22 protein-coding genes and 2 pseudogenes are annotated in these 21,508 nt (G+C 45.7%); 5 read left to right on the plus strand and 19 right to left on the minus strand.

Features of this window, described 5'->3' with window-relative positions; all coding sequences use genetic code 11:
• Positions 1 to 89 precede the first annotated feature (89 nt).
• Complete coding sequence (locus tag FU659_RS16535; RefSeq protein WP_147948596.1) at positions 90 to 578, minus strand: cell wall elongation regulator TseB-like domain-containing protein; 489 nt, start codon at positions 576 to 578, stop codon at positions 90 to 92.
• 39 nt (positions 579 to 617) lie between these two features.
• The gene (locus FU659_RS16540; RefSeq protein ID WP_147948597.1) at positions 618 to 1,913 is read right to left on the minus strand and encodes an amidohydrolase; all 1,296 of its coding nucleotides are present in this window, start codon (positions 1,911 to 1,913) and stop codon (positions 618 to 620) included.
• A gap of 248 nt (positions 1,914 to 2,161) precedes the next feature.
• Here FU659_RS16540 and FU659_RS16545 point away from each other — a divergent pair, with 248 nt between their 5' ends.
• The 4 genes and pseudogenes from FU659_RS16545 to FU659_RS37245 all read left to right on the plus strand — a co-directional run bounded on the left by FU659_RS16545 (position 2,162) and on the right by FU659_RS37245 (position 5,064).
• Positions 2,162 to 2,788, plus strand: a complete 627-nt coding sequence (locus tag FU659_RS16545; RefSeq protein ID WP_147948598.1) for a DUF47 domain-containing protein — start codon at positions 2,162 to 2,164, stop codon at positions 2,786 to 2,788.
• 62 nt (positions 2,789 to 2,850) lie between these two features.
• A pseudogene (locus FU659_RS16550) lies at positions 2,851 to 3,857 on the plus strand (anion permease).
• 379 nt (positions 3,858 to 4,236) lie between these two features.
• A complete protein-coding gene (locus FU659_RS37240) occupies positions 4,237 to 4,581 on the plus strand; it encodes an SDR family NAD(P)-dependent oxidoreductase (RefSeq protein WP_261807865.1) in 345 nt (114 codons plus the stop codon).
• 210 nt (positions 4,582 to 4,791) lie between these two features.
• Positions 4,792 to 5,064 (plus strand): SDR family NAD(P)-dependent oxidoreductase, encoded by a 273-nt coding sequence (locus FU659_RS37245; protein WP_261807866.1) that lies wholly within the window; start codon positions 4,792 to 4,794, stop codon positions 5,062 to 5,064.
• Positions 5,065 to 5,777: 713 nt separating this feature from the next.
• Here the strand turns inward: FU659_RS37245 and FU659_RS16560 are convergent.
• The 15 genes and pseudogenes from FU659_RS16560 to FU659_RS16625 form a co-directional block, all read right to left on the minus strand.
• A pseudogene (locus tag FU659_RS16560) lies at positions 5,778 to 6,397 on the minus strand (redox-sensing transcriptional repressor Rex).
• Between the two features lie 2 nt (positions 6,398 to 6,399).
• Positions 6,400 to 8,976 carry an ATP-dependent DNA helicase DinG gene (gene dinG / locus FU659_RS16565; protein ID WP_261807867.1) on the minus strand — a complete coding sequence of 859 codons (2,577 nt, stop codon included), beginning with the start codon at positions 8,974 to 8,976 and terminating at the stop codon, positions 6,400 to 6,402.
• On the minus strand, positions 8,859 to 9,257 hold the full coding sequence (locus tag FU659_RS37250; protein WP_261807868.1) for a 3'-5' exonuclease: 399 nt from the start codon (positions 9,255 to 9,257) through the stop codon (positions 8,859 to 8,861). The genes dinG and FU659_RS37250 overlap by 118 nt, the downstream gene beginning before the upstream one ends.
• A 90-nt stretch (positions 9,258 to 9,347) precedes the next feature.
• The gene (locus FU659_RS16570) at positions 9,348 to 9,941 is read right to left on the minus strand and encodes a tetratricopeptide repeat protein (RefSeq protein WP_147948599.1); all 594 of its coding nucleotides are present in this window, start codon (positions 9,939 to 9,941) and stop codon (positions 9,348 to 9,350) included.
• A gap of 80 nt (positions 9,942 to 10,021) precedes the next feature.
• On the minus strand, positions 10,022 to 10,405 hold the full coding sequence (panD, locus tag FU659_RS16575; RefSeq protein ID WP_147948600.1) for an aspartate 1-decarboxylase: 384 nt from the start codon (positions 10,403 to 10,405) through the stop codon (positions 10,022 to 10,024).
• Between the two features lie 4 nt (positions 10,406 to 10,409).
• Complete coding sequence (gene panC, locus FU659_RS16580; RefSeq protein ID WP_147948644.1) at positions 10,410 to 11,279, minus strand: pantoate--beta-alanine ligase; 870 nt, start codon at positions 11,277 to 11,279, stop codon at positions 10,410 to 10,412.
• 26 nt (positions 11,280 to 11,305) lie between these two features.
• Positions 11,306 to 12,157: a 3-methyl-2-oxobutanoate hydroxymethyltransferase gene (gene panB, locus FU659_RS16585; RefSeq protein WP_147948601.1), complete on the minus strand. Its 852-nt coding sequence runs from the start codon at positions 12,155 to 12,157 to the stop codon at positions 11,306 to 11,308.
• A gap of 241 nt (positions 12,158 to 12,398) precedes the next feature.
• Positions 12,399 to 13,367: a biotin--[acetyl-CoA-carboxylase] ligase gene (locus FU659_RS16590; RefSeq protein ID WP_147948602.1), complete on the minus strand. Its 969-nt coding sequence runs from the start codon at positions 13,365 to 13,367 to the stop codon at positions 12,399 to 12,401.
• A 59-nt stretch (positions 13,368 to 13,426) separates the two neighbouring features.
• Complete coding sequence (locus tag FU659_RS16595) at positions 13,427 to 14,740, minus strand: CCA tRNA nucleotidyltransferase (RefSeq protein WP_147948645.1); 1,314 nt, start codon at positions 14,738 to 14,740, stop codon at positions 13,427 to 13,429.
• A gap of 39 nt (positions 14,741 to 14,779) precedes the next feature.
• Entirely contained in the window at positions 14,780 to 15,952 is a 1,173-nt protein-coding gene (gene bshA, locus FU659_RS16600; RefSeq protein WP_147948603.1) for an N-acetyl-alpha-D-glucosaminyl L-malate synthase BshA, read from the minus strand.
• 19 nt (positions 15,953 to 15,971) lie between these two features.
• Entirely contained in the window at positions 15,972 to 16,664 is a 693-nt protein-coding gene (gene bshB1 / locus FU659_RS16605) for a bacillithiol biosynthesis deacetylase BshB1 (RefSeq protein ID WP_147948604.1), read from the minus strand.
• A gap of 1 nt (position 16,665) precedes the next feature.
• Positions 16,666 to 17,085: a methylglyoxal synthase gene (locus tag FU659_RS16610; protein WP_147948605.1), complete on the minus strand. Its 420-nt coding sequence runs from the start codon at positions 17,083 to 17,085 to the stop codon at positions 16,666 to 16,668.
• A gap of 26 nt (positions 17,086 to 17,111) precedes the next feature.
• Positions 17,112 to 17,915, minus strand: a complete 804-nt coding sequence (gene dapB / locus FU659_RS16615) for a 4-hydroxy-tetrahydrodipicolinate reductase (protein ID WP_147948606.1) — start codon at positions 17,913 to 17,915, stop codon at positions 17,112 to 17,114.
• Positions 17,916 to 17,951: 36 nt separating this feature from the next.
• Entirely contained in the window at positions 17,952 to 18,452 is a 501-nt protein-coding gene (locus FU659_RS16620; protein WP_147948607.1) for a tetratricopeptide repeat protein, read from the minus strand.
• Positions 18,453 to 18,516: 64 nt separating this feature from the next.
• Positions 18,517 to 18,855: a nucleotide pyrophosphohydrolase gene (locus FU659_RS16625; protein ID WP_147948608.1), complete on the minus strand. Its 339-nt coding sequence runs from the start codon at positions 18,853 to 18,855 to the stop codon at positions 18,517 to 18,519.
• A 109-nt stretch (positions 18,856 to 18,964) separates the two neighbouring features.
• On the opposite strand from FU659_RS16625, the gene FU659_RS16630 reads away from it, so the two are divergent.
• A complete protein-coding gene (locus FU659_RS16630; protein ID WP_147948609.1) occupies positions 18,965 to 19,837 on the plus strand; it encodes a YitT family protein in 873 nt (290 codons plus the stop codon).
• 52 nt (positions 19,838 to 19,889) lie between these two features.
• Here the strand turns inward: FU659_RS16630 and FU659_RS16635 are convergent, their stop codons facing one another.
• Both FU659_RS16635 and FU659_RS16640 read right to left on the minus strand, forming a co-directional pair.
• Positions 19,890 to 20,768, minus strand: a complete 879-nt coding sequence (locus FU659_RS16635) for a sporulation protein YpjB (protein ID WP_187274194.1) — start codon at positions 20,766 to 20,768, stop codon at positions 19,890 to 19,892.
• Positions 20,769 to 20,831: 63 nt separating this feature from the next.
• On the minus strand, positions 20,832 to 21,494 hold the full coding sequence (locus tag FU659_RS16640) for a DUF1405 domain-containing protein (RefSeq protein WP_261807869.1): 663 nt from the start codon (positions 21,492 to 21,494) through the stop codon (positions 20,832 to 20,834).
• Positions 21,495 to 21,508: the final 14 nt, after the last annotated feature.

Genomic DNA, 21,508 nt, shown 5'->3' on the forward strand with positions numbered 1-21,508 from the left:
TTATTATTCATCGCGATTGCTATACGATTAGTATATCACGCGATATATCTATTAGCTTTATGAAATGAGTGGAAACAACAAAACTCAGCCTATTGCAGGCTGAGTCTGTAAGTATCCAAACTATGTCCATCTTTGAAATTATAATAATCGTAGAAATAGCGTGTTCCACTATCGTCCTTCTTCTTATAGAAAACTTCCCAAACATAGTCGTTTCCCAGCTTGCCAGGCATCACACGTTCAACTTCATATTCGGATCCTTTTTTGAGCATGATGTCGCGAACTTGCTCTTCCGTAAAATTATCCGCGGTCATTTCCGCATGAACTTCTTGATCAGATACCCAAACGATAACTCCCTGACCGATCTTATCTTCCCCATAGACAATCTGAAACGATTCATCTCCATAGAAGTTATCCACTTTGGTTGCCTTGGCTAAAATACTTTTCTCATAAGCTGTTTCCACAGCTTGACTCTTGCCTGCCCAGTGGTCATTCTGAACGTTTAGGTAGAAGCGGCTGAGCACGACACCCAACGTCACTATAATAAACACACCGAAAGCAATTCTACGTTTCCAATTCATGAAAGCCGTTCACCTCCTACAGACGAACTTAAGGCAGCATTACCCAATCAGCTTCTCAAAGCTATGTTCAAATTCACGCTTGATCTTCTCTTCATCAAGCGTTAAGCATTCGCCATTACGTACGATCCAATTTCCGTCTACGCAGACATCGACTACATCTTTTGCAGATGCGGAGTAAACAATATGAGAAACAAAATCAGTTTTCGGCATGAAGTGCGGTTGATCAATATCCAATGCGATAAAGTCAGCCTTCATCCCTGGGGAAAGTTCGCCAACATCCTCTAGCCATACGGATTCAGCACCCATTTTTGTTCCTAATCGAAGAGCTTCAGCTGCCGGAACAGCCAGAGGATCGCCGGACACGCCTTTATGGATAAGCGCGGCTAGTCTCATTTCTTCAAACATATCCAAGTTATTGTTCGACGCTGCGCCATCGGTTCCTAATGAAACCTTAACACCTGCACGAAGCAATTCAGGAACACGAGCTACGCCGCTAGCAAGCTTAAGATTGCTCCCTGGGTTGTGGGAAACGCGAACATCATATTTTTGTAGAATATCAATTTCTTCATCCGTGAGATGGACACCGTGAGCTACAAGCGTCGGTCTGCTGAAAACGCCAATCTTCTCTAAATGAGCGACAGGTCTTAGTCCATATTGATCTACGTTCGTTTGTACTTCACGCTTTGTCTCCGACATGTGCGTATGAATCGGCAAGTTCAAGTCATGAGCGGCCTGCACGATTCGTTCAATGTAGTCAGGAGGACATGTATAAGGAGCGTGAGGCGACATCATCGTCGTGATTCTTCCGCCCGCTTGTCCGTGCCAATTTTTTGCGAACTCCATTGCTTCTTGCAATTTTGCTGTCTGAACATCGGGCGGACATAGCCCAATAACGCCACGAGTCAGAACACCGCGCATCCCTGATAATTCGATTGCTTGAGCAACCTCATTCATATGGTCATACATGTCAACGATAGTTGTTGTACCACCTTTAATCATTTCAACGATCGAAAGCAGTGAACCCCATTTCACATCTTGGGAAGTGAATTTGGCTTCCATCGGCCACATTTTCTCTTCTAACCATACTTGCAAGGCCAGATCGTCTCCATAACCGCGTAAAAGCGACATAGCTGCATGCCCATGGGAATTGACCAATCCAGGCATATATAGTTTATTCGTGCCGTCAATAATGTTCTCATAGCTTTCTTTTGGTTCCGGTATTTGCTCACCTATGTATGTAATTCGATTGTCCTCAATAACCATATGGCCTTTGATCCAAGATTTTCCTTCATTATTAAAAATAAAATATCCATTTGTTATTAATGTTTTTTTCATGCTAAATGATCCCTCTCTCAACGCATTCTATAAACAAACATTGCTTTTTCAACTGTACAACTTCAGGCATGTAAAATCAAGAAAGGATCCGATTGTTGAGAAATTGTAAATTGTCACGGAATAACCGTTGCTTTAGGAACGAATATTATGATATTTTTAACTTTGTGAGTTTTTCTACAAAAATGGTCCAATTATTCTTAAAATTCGATCAATATTTTGTACATATAGTAAAAATCTAGGAGGATTCTATGACAACGCTGTTCACGAAAAAAAATGAAGTCGATTTCTTGCAACTTCTAATCCGTGCCGCCGAAAACGCCCTGCAAACATCTCAATTATTTCGAACAGCCATGATGGGTGATAAACCACCGATCGAATACGTAAAACCCATCCATGATTTAGAGCATGCAGGTGACTCGATTACCCACGAAATCTTCAAAGGCTTGAACAAAGTGTTCATCACACCATTAGATCGTGAAGATATTATGGAGCTTGCTTCCAAAGTGGATGATGTGACAGACGGCATTGAAGCGACAATCGCTCGTTTCGATTACTTAAGTGTTTCTCATACCGATTCGTTTATGAAAGAATTCTCCGCCGTTATCGTAGACTCGTGTCAGCACATGCTTGACGCCTTCAAACTGTTGGCCAAGAAGAAATACATGCAAATCCCTGAGCATACCGTTGCTATTAACTCACTGGAAAATGATGGGGACCGTTTGATGCGCGAAGGCATTCGTCAAATATTCCAAACCCGTAAAGACCCCTATGAAGATTTCAAACTAAAAGAAATTTATGAGCGCCTAGAAGAAACTACGGATGCCTGCGAAGATGTTGCTAACATTCTTGATAGTGTAGTCCTGCGTTATTCATAGGCATCGTTCATGTCTATATATGCAAACCAAGTTTTCCGCTTCCCAACTCTTAGGAGGAAATCATGTTAACTTATCTGATCGTCATCGTGGTACTTGCCTTACTATTTGATTTCATTAACGGATTTCACGATACGGCCAATGCGATTGCAACATCCATCTCCACCCGCGCGTTAAGTCCGCGTGTTGCCGTTATCATGGCTGCAACTCTTAACTTCGTCGGAGCCATCGTCTCTTCGGAAGTTGCCAAACCGTTGGTGGCAGCATTGCCAACCCCGCTAAGATTGAAAATGGCGTCCAGATCGTTATTGCTGCTTTACTTGCAGCGATCATTTGGAACTTATTGACATGGTACTTGGCGATCCCTTCTTCCTCCTCACATACGCTGCTCGGTTCCTTGGCCGGTGCCGTTATTGCTGGAGCAGGATTACATGCCGTCAATTGGAATGGTTTCACACAAATTATTATCATTCTTATTTTATCGCCGATTATTGCTTTCGCACTTGGTTATCTCATCATGGTCTTAATCAAATATATTATACTATGGTCCGGGAATAAATCGCGTTCTAAGCTAAATCGCATGTTTCGTACCTTGCAAATTCTATCGGCAGGCTTGCTTTCCTACTCACATGGTGGAAACGATGCCCAAAAAGCGATGGGTATTATCGTTTTCGGTCTGGTCGCGGCGAATTATCAAAGTGATTTGAACGTTCCGCTTTGGGTCAAAATTTCCGCTGCTTTGGCTATGGGACTCGGTACTTCCATCGGAGGATGGCGTATTATCAAAACGATTTCAGGTAAAATTGTTAAAATTGAGCCGATCAATGGTTTTGCGGCAGACTTGACCTCCTCCCTTGTTATCCAATTTTCAACACATATCGGTAAACCACTGTCAACAACTCACGTTATTTCCTCCGCAATTATTGGGACAGGCAGTGTCATGCGTTTTCATGAGGTTCAATGGGCAACGGTTGGCCGCATGCTGATTACTTGGATCATTACGATTCCAATCAGTATCGCTCTTGCTTTCTCCATTTACTTTATTTTGTTTAGACTTATTCTTGGACAGTAAGTAAAAGGCTGTCAAAAATGGACCGTCAGGGAATTTAAATTCTCCTGACGGTTTTTTGTGTAGGTCCACACATAATTGACAGAACATGAGCCATTGTATTGAATGGTATGGATCTACCGACAATAACTCATAGCAGACAATCATTCATGAGCACAAACTGAAAATTGAGTCGCAGATGGCCGAAATGCAAGCCTCTTTGGAAATGATGAATTACAAGCTAGACCACTTTAAGGACCTGATGAAGCGTTCACAGGCTTAGGAGGAGAATGAGCGATGCCCACAGATAACAGCTCAAGCCCCCATCCCTTCGGGCTTCGGTCCCCAAACAACAGCGCGGGATACCCTAGCTAGACTTGACCTGAGCGGCAAGTTCGCCATTGTGACTAGCGGGTACTCCGGCATTGGACTTGAAACAACTCGCACTCTGGCAGAAGCAGGCGCGAAAATAATTGTACCCGCGCGTACGCCGGAGAAATCAAGCCCTTTTATTGCGGATATTCCGAGAGTGGAGCTGGAGGAATTGGATCTTATGGCCTCCGATTCCATCGACGCATTCGCACAGCGGTTTCTGAGCACTGGCCGGCAGTTGGATATGCTCATTAATAATGCAGGTATCATGGCTCCTCCGCTGGTGCGCGATCAGCACGGCTACGAATCCCAGTTCACGACCAATCACTTGGGGCACTTTCAGTTGACCACTCGGCTCTGGCTGTCTTTGAAATAAACAGGAAACGCGCGTATAGTATCCGTCTCTTCTACCGGTGTCCGCTTCGGAGGCGTTGATTTTGAAGATCCAAACTTCGAACATCAGGAGTATAACAAGTGGAAGGCATATGGGCAGTCCAAATCTGCCAATGCATTATTTGCGGTTAAGCTGGACCGATTAGGCATTGCGTATGGCGTTCGTGCCTTTTCTGTCCATTCTGGGAGAATCATGACCAATCTGGTGCGTTATATGTCGGATGAAGAAAAGTACGCGGCAGGTGTGGAATTCAAGACCACTGAGCAGGGAGCTGCAACCAGCGTATGGTGCTTGACGAGTCCTCAGCTTGATGGCAAAGGCGGCATTTATTGCATGGATGCCGATATTGGCAATGTCATTAAGGCTGAAGACTTGCATGGGTTTGGTCAAGTGATGTCCGGTGTACTTCCTTGGGTGATCATCCTGGGCTTTGCAGAGCGGCTTGGCTGCTCTGTGAGGAAATGACTGGCGTAAAGTTCAGACCCTAAGATTGACAGTCTATAAACGTGAAGGACCAACTTCTCTAATCTGATCTTATTTGCATCTCGGTGAGGAGGAGGCCTTCTTGGGCTGCTACAGTTCACGCACCTGGGTTCTTCTCGTCCGGAGGAACCAAACATCTTAGTCTAGACACTTTATTTTAACAGAACTCTGCCATTTTGTTTTTCCATCTAAATTTCTATCTGTAATCACGATTTTCAGGGTTAAAGTGAAGATGTACTGGTTTCTGTTGGCTCAATCCCTTTTCGACCTCTGTAAGGCGGTCTTTTCCTTCTTACAGAGCTGTTTCTAGGTTTGGTTCCTTCTGTAATACTGGAAAAACAGCTTTACAACGCAAGTTTCTACTGGTTCAGATCCTTTTCGACCTCTGTAAGGCGGTTTCTCCTTCTTACAGAGCCGTTTCTAGGTTTGGTTCCTTCTGTAACACTGGAAAACAGCTTTACAACGCAGGTTTCTGCTGGCTCCCCACATTTTCGACTCTGTAAGTCAGTTTTGAGACTATCGGGCAACTCTAGAAGTTTTGCCCTTTAATCGCTATGAGTCAGTTACTGTAGAAAAGCAAATTTCTGCAACCTAGAATAGCTAGAATCAAATGTATGCAAACTTTCCATTCTTAACGCCAAAAAGGCACGATCTCCATAATGAGTATCGTGCCTTTTTGTCATCCGCCGTTTATTTTAATCTAAATAATAGGCCAAGCTCTGCAGCTCCGTAGTGAAATCCGCATGATGAACGCGAACCTCAGGCGGAACTTTAATAATAACGGGAGCAAAGTTGAGTATGGCTTCTATACCGCATTCAACGAACTGATTCGCCACATTTTGAGCCTCTGTCGCTGGCACGGTGATGATACCGATACGAACGCCCAGTTGGGACAAAGTAGCTTGCATATCGTGCATCGGCTGTACAATCAAATTATTGATACTCTCTCCGGTTTTGCTTGGCAATGCATCGAAGACGGCTACAATTTTCATATCGTTCCGCAAATACGTATTGTAATTACACAACGCACGCCCCAAGTTGCCCGCGCCAACAAGCGCGACTTGAATATGACGATCCAGCTTCAGGATCTGACGAATTTTTTCAATCAGATAGGCGATATCGTAGCCGATTCCTTTTTTTCCAAACTCTCCGAAATACGCCAAATCCTTGCGAATTTGAGCAGGATTCAAGTCTAATTTCTGTCCTAGGTCCTGTGAGGAAACAGTCAAGTTATTTTTCATCGCGAGCTCATTCAGAAAACGTAATAGATAGGTAATCTTCGGACGACTGCTTCCGATATCTTCTGTGACTTCATCTCTACGCCTCCCCCATCCACTGCTCTATCCTCGGTAGCATTTGCTCTGTCGTCATATGTTCAATCTTTGGTCCTGGCAGGGAATAGAGGAAGTGTTTGCCATAGTACGTATCAATAACACGAGTATCATAGATGATCACAATTCCTTTATCCGATGCCCGTCGCACCAGTCGGCCGAATCCTTGCTTAAATCGAATAACAGCCTGCGGCACTGAAAACTTCATAAATGGATTCTCATTGCGTTTTTTAATATTTTCGCATTTGGCTTCAACGAGCGGGTGGTTAGGCGGCTGGAAAGGCAATCGGATAATCGCTAGACAGCTAAGCGCGTCGCCGGGAATATCAACGCCTTCCCAGAATGAGCTGGTGCCGAGTAGAACACACATTTTATTGTCTTGAAACATGCGAGTCAGCTTGCTGCGATTGCCGCTATCTACGCCTTGCCCAAGCACCGTAATGCCATGCGGCTTCAGAACATCCTTCATACCTGCATAGATCAGTTTCAACATTCGATTAGACGTGCACAGAATCAACATGCGTCCTTTGGTAATGAGAGCCACATCGCTTAACGATTGAATGAGTGCACCTATGAATACGGGATCACCAGAGGCTCCCTTAATCGTTGGGAAGTCACGAGGAATGACGACCAAAGCCTGCTCGCGATAATTAAAAGGTGATGGCAGCTGGACGGTCTTCAGTTTCCCGGACTCTTCGTCCTGCGGAATAGCCAATCCTAATTGATCAGCAGAGTACTGGAATGATTTATTCACTGACAATGTCGCGGATGTCATAATAATACTATCTTTGGTTTCGAAGAAATGCTGCTGCAGCAGTGCACTCACATCTGTAGGGACGGAAAGGAGCTGCAAAGACTTCGATCTTGCAAAAGTTCCTGCCTCCATCCAGTACACATAGCCCTCATCCGTCATCTTCATGAAAAAGTGCAAGGCATCTTTATGATTGTAAAGCTCCTTCACAGTGCCATTCAGATCCGTCACAAGCCCTTGAACGCCAAAAACTTCCTGCATCTCTTTAATTTCTGCCAGCAGCTTCTCCAGAGTCCGCAGCAAATCATTGAAATTCAAATAAATGTTATCTTCCATAATGAGAAGCTCGCGCCAATTGGAAGGCAGCGTTTCTGCTTTCATCCGCAGCACATATTGCGAGTTTTCGCTTTGGGATGGATCACTGTGGCTGGACAACAGCTCATAAAGCGATTCACTGAGCCGATCCCAATCTTCTTTGATCTTGACAATTTTCGGAAAAACAGCGTCGATGGTCTGACACCAAACCGCGACACGCTCAGGCTGTTCATCCGATTTCTGCAACCGGAAGCGCAGCATCGGCAATTGGCCGCTGCGATTATCTTTGTACAGCCATAGCAAGGAATGGTAAAAGGCCGAAGCATGCAATTCGATGCCCAGATGCTTGCTCGCCACTTCTTCAAAATGATGAGCCTCATCGATGACAAGGTGTTTATAAGCAGGTAGAAGGCGATTCTCAGCCTTCATGTCTGTAAAAAGGAGGGAATGGTTCGTGATCACCACATCCGCCGTATTGGCGTCATTGCGTGCGCGATGATAGAAGCATTTCTTATACCATGGGCACATGCGGTTTAAACAGGAATCGGTGTCACTGGCAACCGTATACCAGAACTGCGCGCCTTTATTTCCGAAATGCAGCTCTTCTTCATCCCCATGCTCAGTCTCACTTAACCATACGACCATCTGGGCCGCCGTAATTGGATCTTCTTTGCCATTCTCATAATCGCGTGTTGTCAGCTTGGTCTCGAATTTACGCAAGCATAAGTAATGACTGCGTCCTTTAAGAACGGCTGCCTTGAATGGTACAGGAAAAATTTCTTTCAACAACGGGATATCCCGCTCTCGAAGCTGCTCCTGTAAATTGATGGTATGTGTGGAAACGATCACTTTCTTCTCATACTTAATCCCATAATAGATCGAAGGAATTAAGTATCCAAGCGATTTTCCAGTTCCTGTTCCCGCTTCAATCATCAAATGCTGATCGTCCTCAAGCGACTTCTCCACTTCTCGAATCATCTGTTCTTGCGATTCACGATCCTCGAAGATTTCAAATTTTTCTTGGAGCGCGGTTTTTATCTGCTTGTGAAAATCCGCAAACGATGCTCCCAGACCGTCTTCATCGCTTTCCTTGCGTAAATCTTCCTCATCGCCCCAGTCGCTTACGTTGATCGTAAACTGTCTGAAATAGCGATTTGTATCCATGTCCACACTCGTGATTGATTCTTTATACAAACAAATTTCGTCCAAAAACCAACCTAAATCACTGGCACCGCTTTCGAAAATGTGATGAAGCCGTTGCACGGTTAATAACGGTAAGCTTAACAAACGCTCCATACAAATTATCCAGATCAGCGCCGTCACCTCAGCATCGCTATCTGCTTGATGCGGCCTTTCGTGATCAATACCGAATAAAGCAGCTACCATGCTGAGCTGCAAGCTGGAAATCGAAGGAAATAGGACGCGAAGCATATCCATTGTATCCAGAACTCGTCCTGAAAATGGCGGGTAGCCTGTATAGGTAAGCCCTTTTTGCAAAAGGACAAATCAAAGGAAACATGATGCCCGACCAGCACGCAATCAAATAACAAAGGAAACATTTCGGACATCACTTGATCTAAAGAAGGAGCATCCGCTACCATCTCTTCCGTAATGCCGGTAAGTGTTGTAATCGAAGAAGGTATACCAATCCCTGGTTTGACCAAAGAAGTATACCTATCAACGATCTGAAATTGATCTATAATGACGAGCCCAACCTGAATGATCTCATCCGCAGGCTGACTTCCTGTCGTTTCAAAATCCAAAACTGCAAATTTCATGACGTGTACATTCAATCCCTTCGTCCCGCACTTCTCCTAGCATACCAAATCTCATTAGGAAAAGGGAATACCTAGTTAGCCACTTCGGTTTTAGGATTCGTCCAGATTGATCAGCGGCTCCATACAAGAAGGATCAGTATGGTACGCTTTTTGAAAAAATTCAAAGGCCTTTTCCATATTCTGATTCTGCACTTGAATACAGCCCATTGCATTGTAGGAAATAGCCTTCATCTTCGAATCGTCGGTCAAGGGAAGGAGAAAGCGGAAATGTTGATAAGCTTCTCCGAATTCGCCTTTCCGCAAATGACCCATAGCTAGATAAACCCGGGCTAATAAGAAGTCCGGCTGTTTCGCAATCAGCATTTCGAACTGCTTGATCGCCTGATCGTACATGTATAGCTTGTAGTAACCCTGCCCTCTCATGAATTCATCCGATTGCTTACCGGATACATCGAGATCCATCAGCTCATCATGAAGGGTTTGGGTATTGCTTGGCACCGCCCCATAAAACTTTCCCAGCTTCTCCTCAAAAAGCAGCCATGCCTCGATGAATTCGTCACTCATCGTTTTCAAAACTTGCAGTTGTTCGTCCAGCTCCGCCTTTTTTTCCACGTCACTTGTCGGATATTCTTTTTGGATTTCTTCCAAAACTTCGTTCATTGTGGAAAATAAATGCTTAAACATTTGGCATCCCACCTTTGCTTCGAAAGCTTATCCTCATTCTTTGTAAACAGCGCCGATTTCATGCATGGTTAAACAGTAAGTTAAAGGACGGTGGAATGCGCTTCTTCTTTCAGCAGCTGCGCTACTTGGTTGTTAGCTCCCATAATGGCAATCGTCGGATGATGCGTTTTGGCTTCTTCTTCTGTCATCATGGCGTACGAAATAATGATCACGGTATCCCCAGTTTGCACCAAGCGGGCAGCGGCTCCATTCAAACAAATTACGCCTGTGCCGCGGGGACCGGGAATAATGTAAGTTTCGAGTCGGGCACCATTGTTGTTATTGACAATTTGCACCTTCTCATTCGGATACATATCAACGAGATCAAGTAAGTCCTCATCAATGGTAATGCTTCCGATATAGTTTAAATTAGCTTCCGTAACGGTCGCGCGGTGGATTTTAGCTTTCATCATTGTACGAAACATAACGTCACTTCCTAACTTGTAAAATCAGATTATCAATAAGACGGGTTTTGCCGAATTTAACCGCTAACGCAATAATAATGGTGTCATCGTCTGAAGAGCTAACAGCTTCAAGCGGTTCTAACGACGGATAGGATAAAACTTCCACGTAGTCGATGACCGCCAGCGGCGCAGTCTCAATATGACGGCTTACCTTGCTAATCAGTTGTTCCGAAGTAAACAACCGGTTGGATTCCACAAACGCCTTGGCTTGCATAAGCGACTGGGATAACACAAGTGCTTGCTCCCGTTCCTCTTTAGAAAGATAAACATTTCGAGAGCTCATTGCAAGCCCATCAGCTTCGCGTAAGATTGGGCAAGGCACGATTTCGACATCCAAATTAAGATCAAAGACCATCTGCTCAATAACCGCAATTTGCTGTGCATCCTTGAGACCGAAAAAAGCCTGATCCGGCTGAACAATATGAAACAGCTTGCTGACGACAGTTGCTACGCCATCAAAATGCCCGGGGCGAGAAGCCCCGCATAAACGCGCCGTGACACCTTCAACGCTCACTATTGTTCGGTTTGCCGAAGGATACATCTCCTTGACATCCGGCATGAAAACCAGATCAACCCCGGATGCTTCCGCCAGTTCAAGATCTCTTTCGGTATTCCGCGGATAGCGCTCAAAATCTTCGCCTGGTCCGAATTGTAACGGATTAACAAAAATACTTAGAACGACAAGACCGCTCTGCTCTCGCGCTTTTCGCAGCAAACTGGCATGCCCTTCATGCAAATATCCCATCGTAGGGACGAATCCTACAGATTGGTCATTTATCCGACGATATTCCCTAATGCGCGTGCGTAATTCAGTAATGGTATGAACCACTTCCATGGTCTGGATCGCTTTCATAGCTGTCACTACTCCTTGTCACCGTATAAGTACTCCACAACATCATTATCCATGTGAAAGGTGTGTTCCGGCGCAGGGAATGCGCGTGACTTTACTTCCTTCACATATTCACCGATGCCGGCACGAATCGTTTCTCCAATATTCGCATATGCTTTGACAAACTTTCTTGTCGCACTATCAGAACCATACTGAAGCAAATCATGGAAAACAAGCACTTGACCGTCACAATGGCCGGATCCGATACCGATGACGGGAATGGACAGCTCTTTGGTTATCCAAGCAGCAAGTTCTTCCGTCACCAGCTCCAAAACAATCGCAAATGCGCCAGCTTCCTCAAGGGCCTTTGCATCGCTCAACAGCTTTTCCGCTTGTTCGGAGCTTCGGCCTTGTACACGAAAACCGCCAAGTTGGTGAACAGATTGGGGTGTTAAACCCAAGTGTCCTACAACGGGAACACCAGCTTGCGTAATAGCTCTTACCGTCTCCGCAATTTCGGCTCCGCCTTCAAGTTTTACCGCTTTGGCTCCGCCTTCTTGCATGATGCGGGCAACTCCTTGAAACGTTGCTTCCAGGCTGCTGTGGTAGGTCAGAAATGGCATATCCGCTACGATAAAGGTATGACCGGCTCCACGAACCACCGCGCGCGTATGATACACGATATCGTCCAATGTGACAGGCAGTGTGGAATCATAACCCAGTACCACGTTTCCTAACGAATCTCCGACGAGAATCATATCAATGCCAGCTTCTTCGGATAATCGGGCGGAAGGATAGTCGTAGGCAGTTACCATGGTAATAGGTACACCATCCTGCTTCATTTTTCTCATCTTCGCTGTCGTCAGTGCTTTGCGTTGTTCCATCTTGAATCCCAACTTCCTCATATAAAATAAAAAACCTCTTAGCTAAGAGCTAAAAGGATCGCGTGCAGAAAGAATCCAATGATCCTTCTGTCTCGGTCCGCAAGGCTCAGAGCAGAATCCAACATCTTGTTTCATGTTATTATTCCAATATCATCCCACATGTCATACAGGTAGAGTGCCGCTCCGGATGGATGCCGCCTCGCTTATAATTATATCAAAAACGGTTCACTTTGGGTACCATTTACTTCAATTCGATATCTCCTGAATAGACCTTTATTTTCTCGCCTGTATTCGTAATAACCGTTAACGCGCCTGAATCGTCTAATGAATCTGCTATACCTTCAACCAAACCGGAAGACGTATGCGTACGAATCTTTCGTTTTAAAGTGACACTTAGCGCTTCCCAAAGAAGTCGAATCGGTGCAAAGCCCTTATCGATATAGAGGGCATAAAGCTCTTCAAATTCCAATAGAAAGGTTTGGACAAGGCTTTCCCTTGAAATGTCTGTACCCGTTTCGATGGCTAAAGAAGTAGCAATCGGTCGGAGTTGTTCGGGATAGTCTTCCCGTTTTAAATTCACGCTGATTCCAATTCCGGCAATGACATATTTCAATCTTTCATCTTCTCCGCTGCTCTCCAATAAAATGCCGCTAACTTTTTTCCCGTTAATCAAAAGATCATTCGGCCACTTGATGCCGATATCGACACGGCATACTTTTTGAATGGCGCGACAAAGGGCAACAGCGCTGAGCAGCGTCAACTGCGGCATGAAATAGACAGGAATGCGCGGTGTCAGCACCAAACTCATCCATATCCCTTTACCCGCCGGAGAATGCCAAGAGCGGCCCATTCGACCTCTTCCCGATGATTGTGCTTCTGCCAATACCAACGTGCCCTCAGAAGCTCCTGAAGCGACCAGAGCGTGGGCGATCGTCTGAGTCGAGTCTACCTCGCCGTAAATATGAAGATTATGTCCGAGCACTTTCGTTTTCAAACCGCTCAGCAATTCTTTAACTTGCCATTTGTCCGGCTTACTGACCAGACGGTATCCTTTGCGCGGAGCAGCCTCAAATTCATAGCCAGCGCCTCGCAGCTCCTCAATATGCTTCCAAATCGCTGTACGGCTAACGTTCAGTCTTCGGCTAATCTCCTCTCCGGAAACATACGCGTCGGGAAATTCCTGAAACAGCTCTAATATACGTTCATTCATTCGATTTCACTCGCGATCTATTCGATAATTTATCATGAAAAAAGCCGCGAAGACGCTAGTTAACTCGCATCACGCGCGGCATTTAATAAAGTGTGGCGCTCGTTCGGAATATCTCCGAGCGCCGCTTTTTCGAGCAGCTGCTGCAGCAGCCTACCCATCCATGGGCCTGGCTGCTGATCCAGTTCCTCGGCCAAATCCGTGCCGGTGACGGCAAGTTCCTTCAAGCTGAAGCAGGGAACCTCGCTCAGCCAGATCTCTCCGCCGCGCAGCAGCTCCGGGGCGGCAGCTTGCAGGAAGCGCGCGAGCTCGCCACGCGCTTCCTGCTCCTGCGGCAGCACGCTCAGCAGCCGCAGCAAGGCGCGTGCCGCCAAAGCGCCATGGCGCACCGCGCCAAGCTTCCAGACCCGCTCCAGCTGAGCCAGGTCCGTGCTCGAGGCAGCGGCGTCATGGGACGCGCCGCCTAAATCAAGCTGCGCGGCGATAGCCTCGCGCAGGGACAGCACTGCTGTTACCGCGTCCGCATCGGCGCGGGAGAAGGTCAGCTCCTGAAGTGCCTTGCGGACGGTGTCCGCGGGCACTTCCAGGAGCATCAGCAGCATGGACCAGCGGTCATGCTGCCAATCTAGCGCGCTGACAACGTCCAGCGCAGCATCACAGGCGAGCCAATTCTCAAAAGGCAGCGGAAGCTGCTTTTTGAGATGAGCTAGAAGCCCGCTCGCCAGCAGCAAGCGCACAGCGCGAGCTGGGTTCGGGCCTTCCACCATGCGCTGCAGCTCGCTTCGCACGCGCTCCATCGCAATATGGCGCAGGAGCGGAGCATTCGCTAGCAGCGCCCCCCAAGTGCCAGCCTCAATCTCCAAGTCATAGGTTGAGGCGAAACGAATGCAGCGCAGCATGCGCAGCGCATCTTCGCCGAATCGCTCCTCCGCGACGCCCACACAGCGGAGGATACCTGCTTCCAAATCCTTTTGTCCAGCAAATGGATCCAGCACCATACCCGCGCCGTCCATCGCCATCGCGTTCATCGTGAAATCCCGCCGCTTCAAATCTTCTGTCAAATCCGAGATGTAAACAACGGAGGAAGGACGGCGGAAGCCTTCATACTGCTCCTCCTTGCGAAACGTCGTCACTTCATACGTCCCTTGCGCCAAGATGACGGTTACCGTGCCATGCTGCAGCCCTGTCGGCGCCGTTCTCGGAAAACACGACATCACTTGTTCAGGCAATGCAGAGGTAGCAATGTCGATATCCTTAATTGCTCTTCCCAGCACAGCGTCACGCACGCAGCCACCAACGAGATAAGCATCATACCCCGCTTCTGCCAGCTGTGAAAGCACGAAGGCTGCGCCGCGATCATTTACTTTTGTTTCCATAGCCATTCAAACCGTTGCTCCTAACCCTGCCTCTTCCTTTTACTGACAAGAAGAAGCCGTAATCCGATGTGATTCGGGAAGTGTTCTTCCCAGCACACGATAATAGATTTCCTCATATTGAACCGTAGTAATATCATTACAGAACGTATGTCGCGCGCGTGTAAGACAGTTTTGGACCACTTGTTCATAAAGAACATGGTTGCTGAGCAATTGAACCGCATAGTCGGCCATTTTGTCCGTATCGCCCACATCGGCTAAATATCCGGTTTCCCCATGTGTGATGAGCTCGGGTATTCCTCCGGCGTTGGAACCAATCGTAGGCACCCCGCAGGCCATTGCTTCAAGTGCAACTAGCCCGAAGCTTTCTTTCTCTGAAGGGAGCAGCATGAGATCCGCCAATGAAATAACCTGCGCCACATCGTCTTGCTTGCCACAGAAGGTTACTTTATCAGTAAGTCCAAGTTCCTTCACTTTTGAAATCATTTTAGAAAGATCCGGTCCTTCACCAACGAATAAAAGACGTGAGGGTATCTTTCTGCTCACTTTAGCAAAAATGTCGATAACGTCCTGAACACGTTTAACTGGCCTAAAGTTTGAGATATGAATGAGAATTTTCTCATCTGGTCTCGCAAACTCACCTCTAAGCTTCGTGATATCACGCGGGTAATACACCCTTTTATCTACAAAGTTGTATGTTAAATCGATATCACGGTCAATATCCAATAATTCCCTAGTTTCTTTAATTAAATCCTTCGAAACAGCCGTAACGGCGTCACTTTCATTTATCGCATACCGAATCAAGTCAGAAATCGATTGATCCTGTCCTAGCACGGTGATATCGGTCCCGTGAAGCGTGGTCACAACCTTCAGTTTACTCCCTACCATTTGTTTCGCCAGCAGCGCACAAACCGCATGAGGAATGGCATAGTGGACATGAAGTAAGTCTAGTTCCTCCATTTTCGCCACTTGCGCCAATTTGCTTGCCAGTGACAAATCATAGGGTGGATAACGGAATACATAGTATTGGCTGACTTCCACTTCGTGATAAAAAATATTTTTATGAAATTTACCCAGACGAAAAGGCATGCTGTGGGTAATAAAATGAACCTCGTGACCTTTCTCGGCAAGCAGCTTGCCAAGCTCTGTCGCAACAACGCCTGATCCCCCTAATGTCGGGTAACAGGTTATCCCTATTTTTAGCTTCTCGCTCATCGTTTACCTCTTTTCCAGATCAATCGAAGCGATCTACCAATAGCGGCAGTTTGGAAACGAATCCTTCCGCATAAGTGATCATGCGTTTCTGACCCATGAGTCGATCCCGAGCCTCCACACGCTCTACATAACCTTGGTTAAGTGGCGTAGCCACCGTACCTTGACCGGTTATAAACTGCGAACGATAGGCGCTCAGCGCAGCAATCTTCTTATCGTAATGATCGGACACGTTTACCAAAAGATCTGCTTCATAGACATCATTTATAAAATAAAAGAACAGTTGCTCTACAAGTACGGCTTCTGATTCCGGTGCATATTTACGCAGTTTTGCATTGAAAACGGCTTCTTGCAGCAGTTGTGAACAAGCGACATGGTCAGGATGACGATCCTGCCAATAAGGCGCGAAGACGATTTTGGGTTTGTGCTTGCGTATTTCCAAGGTAATTTGCTCGATATGGGCGGGTGTTAACGCTAATCCCCGATCGGGCAAGCCAAGATTGGAACGCATGGCTACGCCCAAAATTCGAGCTGCTTGCTCTGCTTCTTCCTTCCGCGTTTCCACGGTTCCATTGGATGACATCTCTGCATAAGTGAGGTCGCAAAGTCCTACTCGATAACCCAGAGCGGTATGTTTCGCGATCGTAGCTCCCATACCGATTTCAGCATCATCCGCATGTGCGCCAAATATAAGAATATCTAAGGATTCACTCATGTTATTCAATACCAGGCTTGTATTTATGTACAAGTTCTCTCCAGCCAAAGTCACCGCGGTCTAATGCGCGAACGAGCAGTTCAGCTGTAGCTACATTCGTCGCACACGGAATCCCTTGAACATCGCATAAGCGTAGAAGCGCGATAATATCCGGCTCATGTGGTTGTGCCATTAGAGGATCACGCAAAAAAATGATAAAATCCATCTCATTTTCAGCGACAAGGGCGCCAATTTGTTGGTCTCCGCCCAGAGGACCCGACATAAACCGATGAACGCTAAGATTTGTAGCATCCATAATTCTTTGTCCTGTCGTTCCCGTACCATACAACTTATGACCGTGAAATACATGCTCATAAGCAGTTACGAAATTCACCATTTCATCTTTTTTACGATCGTGAGCAATTAATGCGATCTTCAACATGCAGATGTCCACTCCCTCAGGGCCTATTAATCTATAAAATGCTCAAATCCGTAAATCATTCCCTTATAAGTCATCACTTTACGAATAGCTATGGCTACGCCGGGCATATAGGCAGCGCGATCATAAGAATCATGTCTAATCTTTAATGCCTGCCCTGGCTCAGCCATCACAACTTCCTGTTGAGCGAAAATACCAGGCAGACGCACACTATGTATTCTAAATCCATTGTAATACCCACCGCGCGCACCTTCAATGGTTTCTTCTTCTTTGGGATTACCTTGACGAATTTCTTCTCTGACTTCAGCAATCAATTCAGCGGTTTTTACAGCAGTACCGGAAGGTGCATCCAACTTCTGATCACCATGGTATTCAATAATTTCCAAGTGCGGAAAGTATTTGGAGGCTTGCGCCGCAAATTTCATCATCAAAATTGCTCCAATCGAGAAATTAGGAGCAATTAATCCGCCGATACCTTTCTCTTGACACAGCTTGTCCAATTCAACAATTTGCTCCGGCGTGAAACCCGTTGTTCCCATGACAGGACGTATGCCAAGCTCAATCGCTAAGTTCGTATGAGAAAAGGCTGTTTGCGGTCCTGTAAAATCAACTAAAACATCAGGCCTTAAATCTGTCAGAGCCTGCTCCAAATCGCTGCGCATCAGGACTCCGCATTCTTCAAGGCCTACCATTTTACCTAAATCAACAGGTCCAGAAGATCGACTAATACCCGCTACCAATTCCATTTCGGGATCGGTCAGCACCGTCTTTACAACTTCTCGCCCCATTCTTCCGCTTGCCCCGATGACTGCTACTCGAATTTTTTGCTCCATGTCGTTGATAGCTCCTTGTTCTATATATATTTTCGTCTATTTCATTTTAAGTTGATAAAGAGCAGCTTTCTGCTTCGCTATCTCATGATGGGGTTCTAGGCGAATCGCTTCTTGAACCGTTTGATACGCTCTTGCGTAGTCTTTCCGTGAAGCGAAGGCCTCGCCAAGGATTAAATATGCCTCAATCGAGAGCGGATCCAAGGTTATGGCTTCTTTTAATAAAAAAATCACACGTTCTGCATGTTCAGACTCCAAACTTAACTGCTTTAATGCTTTTTCGACTAATTCTCTTGCATGAAGGACCTGCAAATGATATCGGTATACCTCATTCTCAACTTCCAGTTCCAGCGCTTTGGACGCATATTCAATCGCTTTAAGCAGCTTATTGCTTCTTGCGAATGTAATAGATAGCTTATAGTGATAGGCAGCATTGTTTGGCTCTGCAGCTATCGCTTCTTCAAACCATGCTATGGCTTTTTCGAAATCATGACCAAGTATGGATTCATAAGCTTTCTGTATTTGATTTTCTCCATTCATCTGCCCATCCTCCTTCTTCGAAAGTAAATCTCCCGCTAGCCAGGGATGGTATAGTTTATGAAGCTTATGTAGTTTCGGTGTTAATTTTGGTCCATCGGTTGGCATCACGTGTGTTAAATTTATGCATGACTTTCTCGTGTGCTTCCGTCAAATCAATGCCCAGCGAGTTGGCAAAACAGATAGTAATGAAGAGAATATCACCGAGCTCCAATTCGATCGAATTATCAGCTTCGGAGCTTTTCTTCGGTTTCTCCCCATGAGCATGATTGACTTCTCGGGCTAGTTCACCCACTTCTTCCGTCATTCTGGCCAGCATCGCTAAAGGGCTGAAATAACCTTCCTTAAACTGGGAAATATAAGTATCAACCTCTTGTTGTATATCTTTAAGTGTACGTTCCGACATGTTCACCCTTCTTTCTATCTTCTTCAACAGGCCATCGTTACTATGTTAAACTAAACAAGAAACGTTGACAAATTTTTTCGATTTCCAATATGCTTATGGAGGAACGCGAATGATCTTTAAAGAACGATTCACGGATCAGTTTACAAATGTCATCATGATCATGATCGGTACAGCCATATACGCTTTCGGCTTGCATTATTTTGTTATTTCCAATGAGTTAATGGAGGGTGGATTAACAGGCGTATCCTTACTGCTCAAGTACGTATTAAACATACCTCCATCTATCTCCACTTTGTTATTCAATATTCCTCTCTTCTATATCGGTTGGAAAAACTTCGGCAGAGGTCCGATGCTGTATACTATCCTTGGTGTATTGTCGCTGTCCTTCTTTCTATGGATTATGGAAATTCTCATCCGAATTGGCTTTCTGATCCCCTTTCACACCACTCAGGATTACTTCCTTGCAACGCTCTATGCCGGTATTACGCTTGGGACTGGACTCGGGTTGGTGTTCCGTTTCGGTGGCACAACAGGAGGTTCTGACATTCTTGCCCGTATAGGACACAAGAAGAAAGGATGGAGTGTCGGACAAGTCATCCTTATCATCGATGTCATTGTCATCGGCTCCTCCTTTCTCTATTTACCTAAAGAAAAAGTTCTCTATTCGCTTGTTGCCGTATTCGTTACTTCACGCATCATTGACTACATTTCTGAAGGGGCTTACGCCGCTAAAGCCTTTACGATTATAACCGATCACGCAGGCAGCTTGGCACAATCCATTACGAAGGAGCTGGACAGAGGTGTAACCCTCTTTCCGGCTAAAGGCGCCTATTCCGGCCATCAAAAAGAAGTTGTGTATTGCGTGGTGTATCGTTATGAAACAAGACGGCTTCGTGAGCTCATTAAAGCTATGGATCCCAGCGCTTTTATTATTATCGGGGACGTGCATGATGTGATTGGCGAAGGCTTCAAAACGCAATAAAGCAGCAAAAAGTTGAGAGGCTTTTTCAAGCGATCTCAACCTTTTTGCTGCTTTACCTATTTTCACTTTCTTTGGTCTGCTTCATGGAAACAATGTGCCTTCCTGATTGATACATTCTCCAACCAGCAAATGAAAGGACACTTACGATGATAAGGCCAATTCCTAATGACCAAATAATTGGTTGTCTTGGATCTGTGATTGGAACGAAAGCCATTGCATCCTTATTTCTCATGAACAGCTCATTAATGATGCGATCGAAATGATCCAGGCCTGACTCTAGTTGACGAAGCGGTAATGGGGAGGTATCTAAATTCGAACGGATATGGACCAGAATAGAATCCAATTGTTCTACCGATCCCGCATCTCGACTAATGAGTATGGAGGGCCGAATTACAGCGATGTGTTGAGAAAGCTTGCCAAAATTTGTTATGGCTTCCTGCTTTTTATTCACTCTTATCGCTTCACTGAGGCCAATCCTGTCATCTTGCAGCACTTTATAATATTGAAGCCACATAGGCTGATTTTTATGCGTTAAGGCGTCCGTAGCTAGACGAATTTTGGCAACCGCGATTTGTCCATCTTCCGGAGAATACTTCACTGCATTATAAACCCGCTTCGCCTGCGTAATCGTTTCAGTCAATGCGTTCAGCCCTTCTACAGAAGTAATCCCCTCAAAATGGATCTTTGGAATCTGATCCGACAATTGCATGAGCTTGCTGCGCGCTTCGATAACTTGGCCATCCATCGTGTTCTTGTACATCTCATCGGCAATTTGGTTCAAAAATTGTATTTTCTGAATCTCCGCAGCATTCGCAACCGGGACAGTTTGGATGCTTGTCCTGCTGGCACCCGCGCATGCAGCGCTTATTGTAATCATGAGTGTCAACATAAGTGCAGTGGTGAACCGTTTCACTAAGGTAACATGAAACATGGGACATCCCTCCTTCACCATCATCATATGGAGGTTTGTCCCAATTTAGACCAGTGAACGATGTCACTTATTATTCTTTTTTTCACGCAAAAGCAGACATACAATCGAAATTAAAATGCCTAAAACACTTAATCCTATCGTGAACCATTGGATCGTGAATAGATATGGATGGAGAACTTCAGAGAGCCATGGAAACGTTCCTTTTTGATAGTCCATGAAATCATTCGAAAATGACCAGATTGCCACAAGACAGATTGCAGTCAAACCATAGGTGTACCAACGTACAAACAGAAGGACTTCCAACGCCATCGCCAAGTGAGAAATCGTCAACATCCAGCCATCCCAACCTACTGGAACATCCAACCAAGCTCCAGCCCAAATCATGGTTACGGCCCATATCCCATACTTGAATGAAGTAATAAGTGCAAACGCTTCAATAAAGCCGCGCAATGCCTTGTACGCTTTACTTCGTGGCTTGTCGAAAGCTCGATCCGCTAACAAATAACCAACTGACAACGTAAAGAACAAGCTTGCAGTCGGACTATCCGGTACAAATAACACATACCCTATCGGATGTTGAGCAATCGTTTCGATCATTTGAGCCCAGTACCATTCATAGCCATATACCGTGCCTAAGAAGTTAAAAATAAAAAATAACCATAGCATGGTTTTACTCAATAAAAAAGACTTGCTCCAAAATAATGAAAAGGACAACCCTTGCCGCAACGAAGCTCCTCCTC

The organism is Paenibacillus sp. N3.4, assembly GCF_008017805.1.
In the GTDB taxonomy this organism is placed as follows: Bacteria; Bacillota; Bacilli; order Paenibacillales; family NBRC-103111; genus Paenibacillus_E.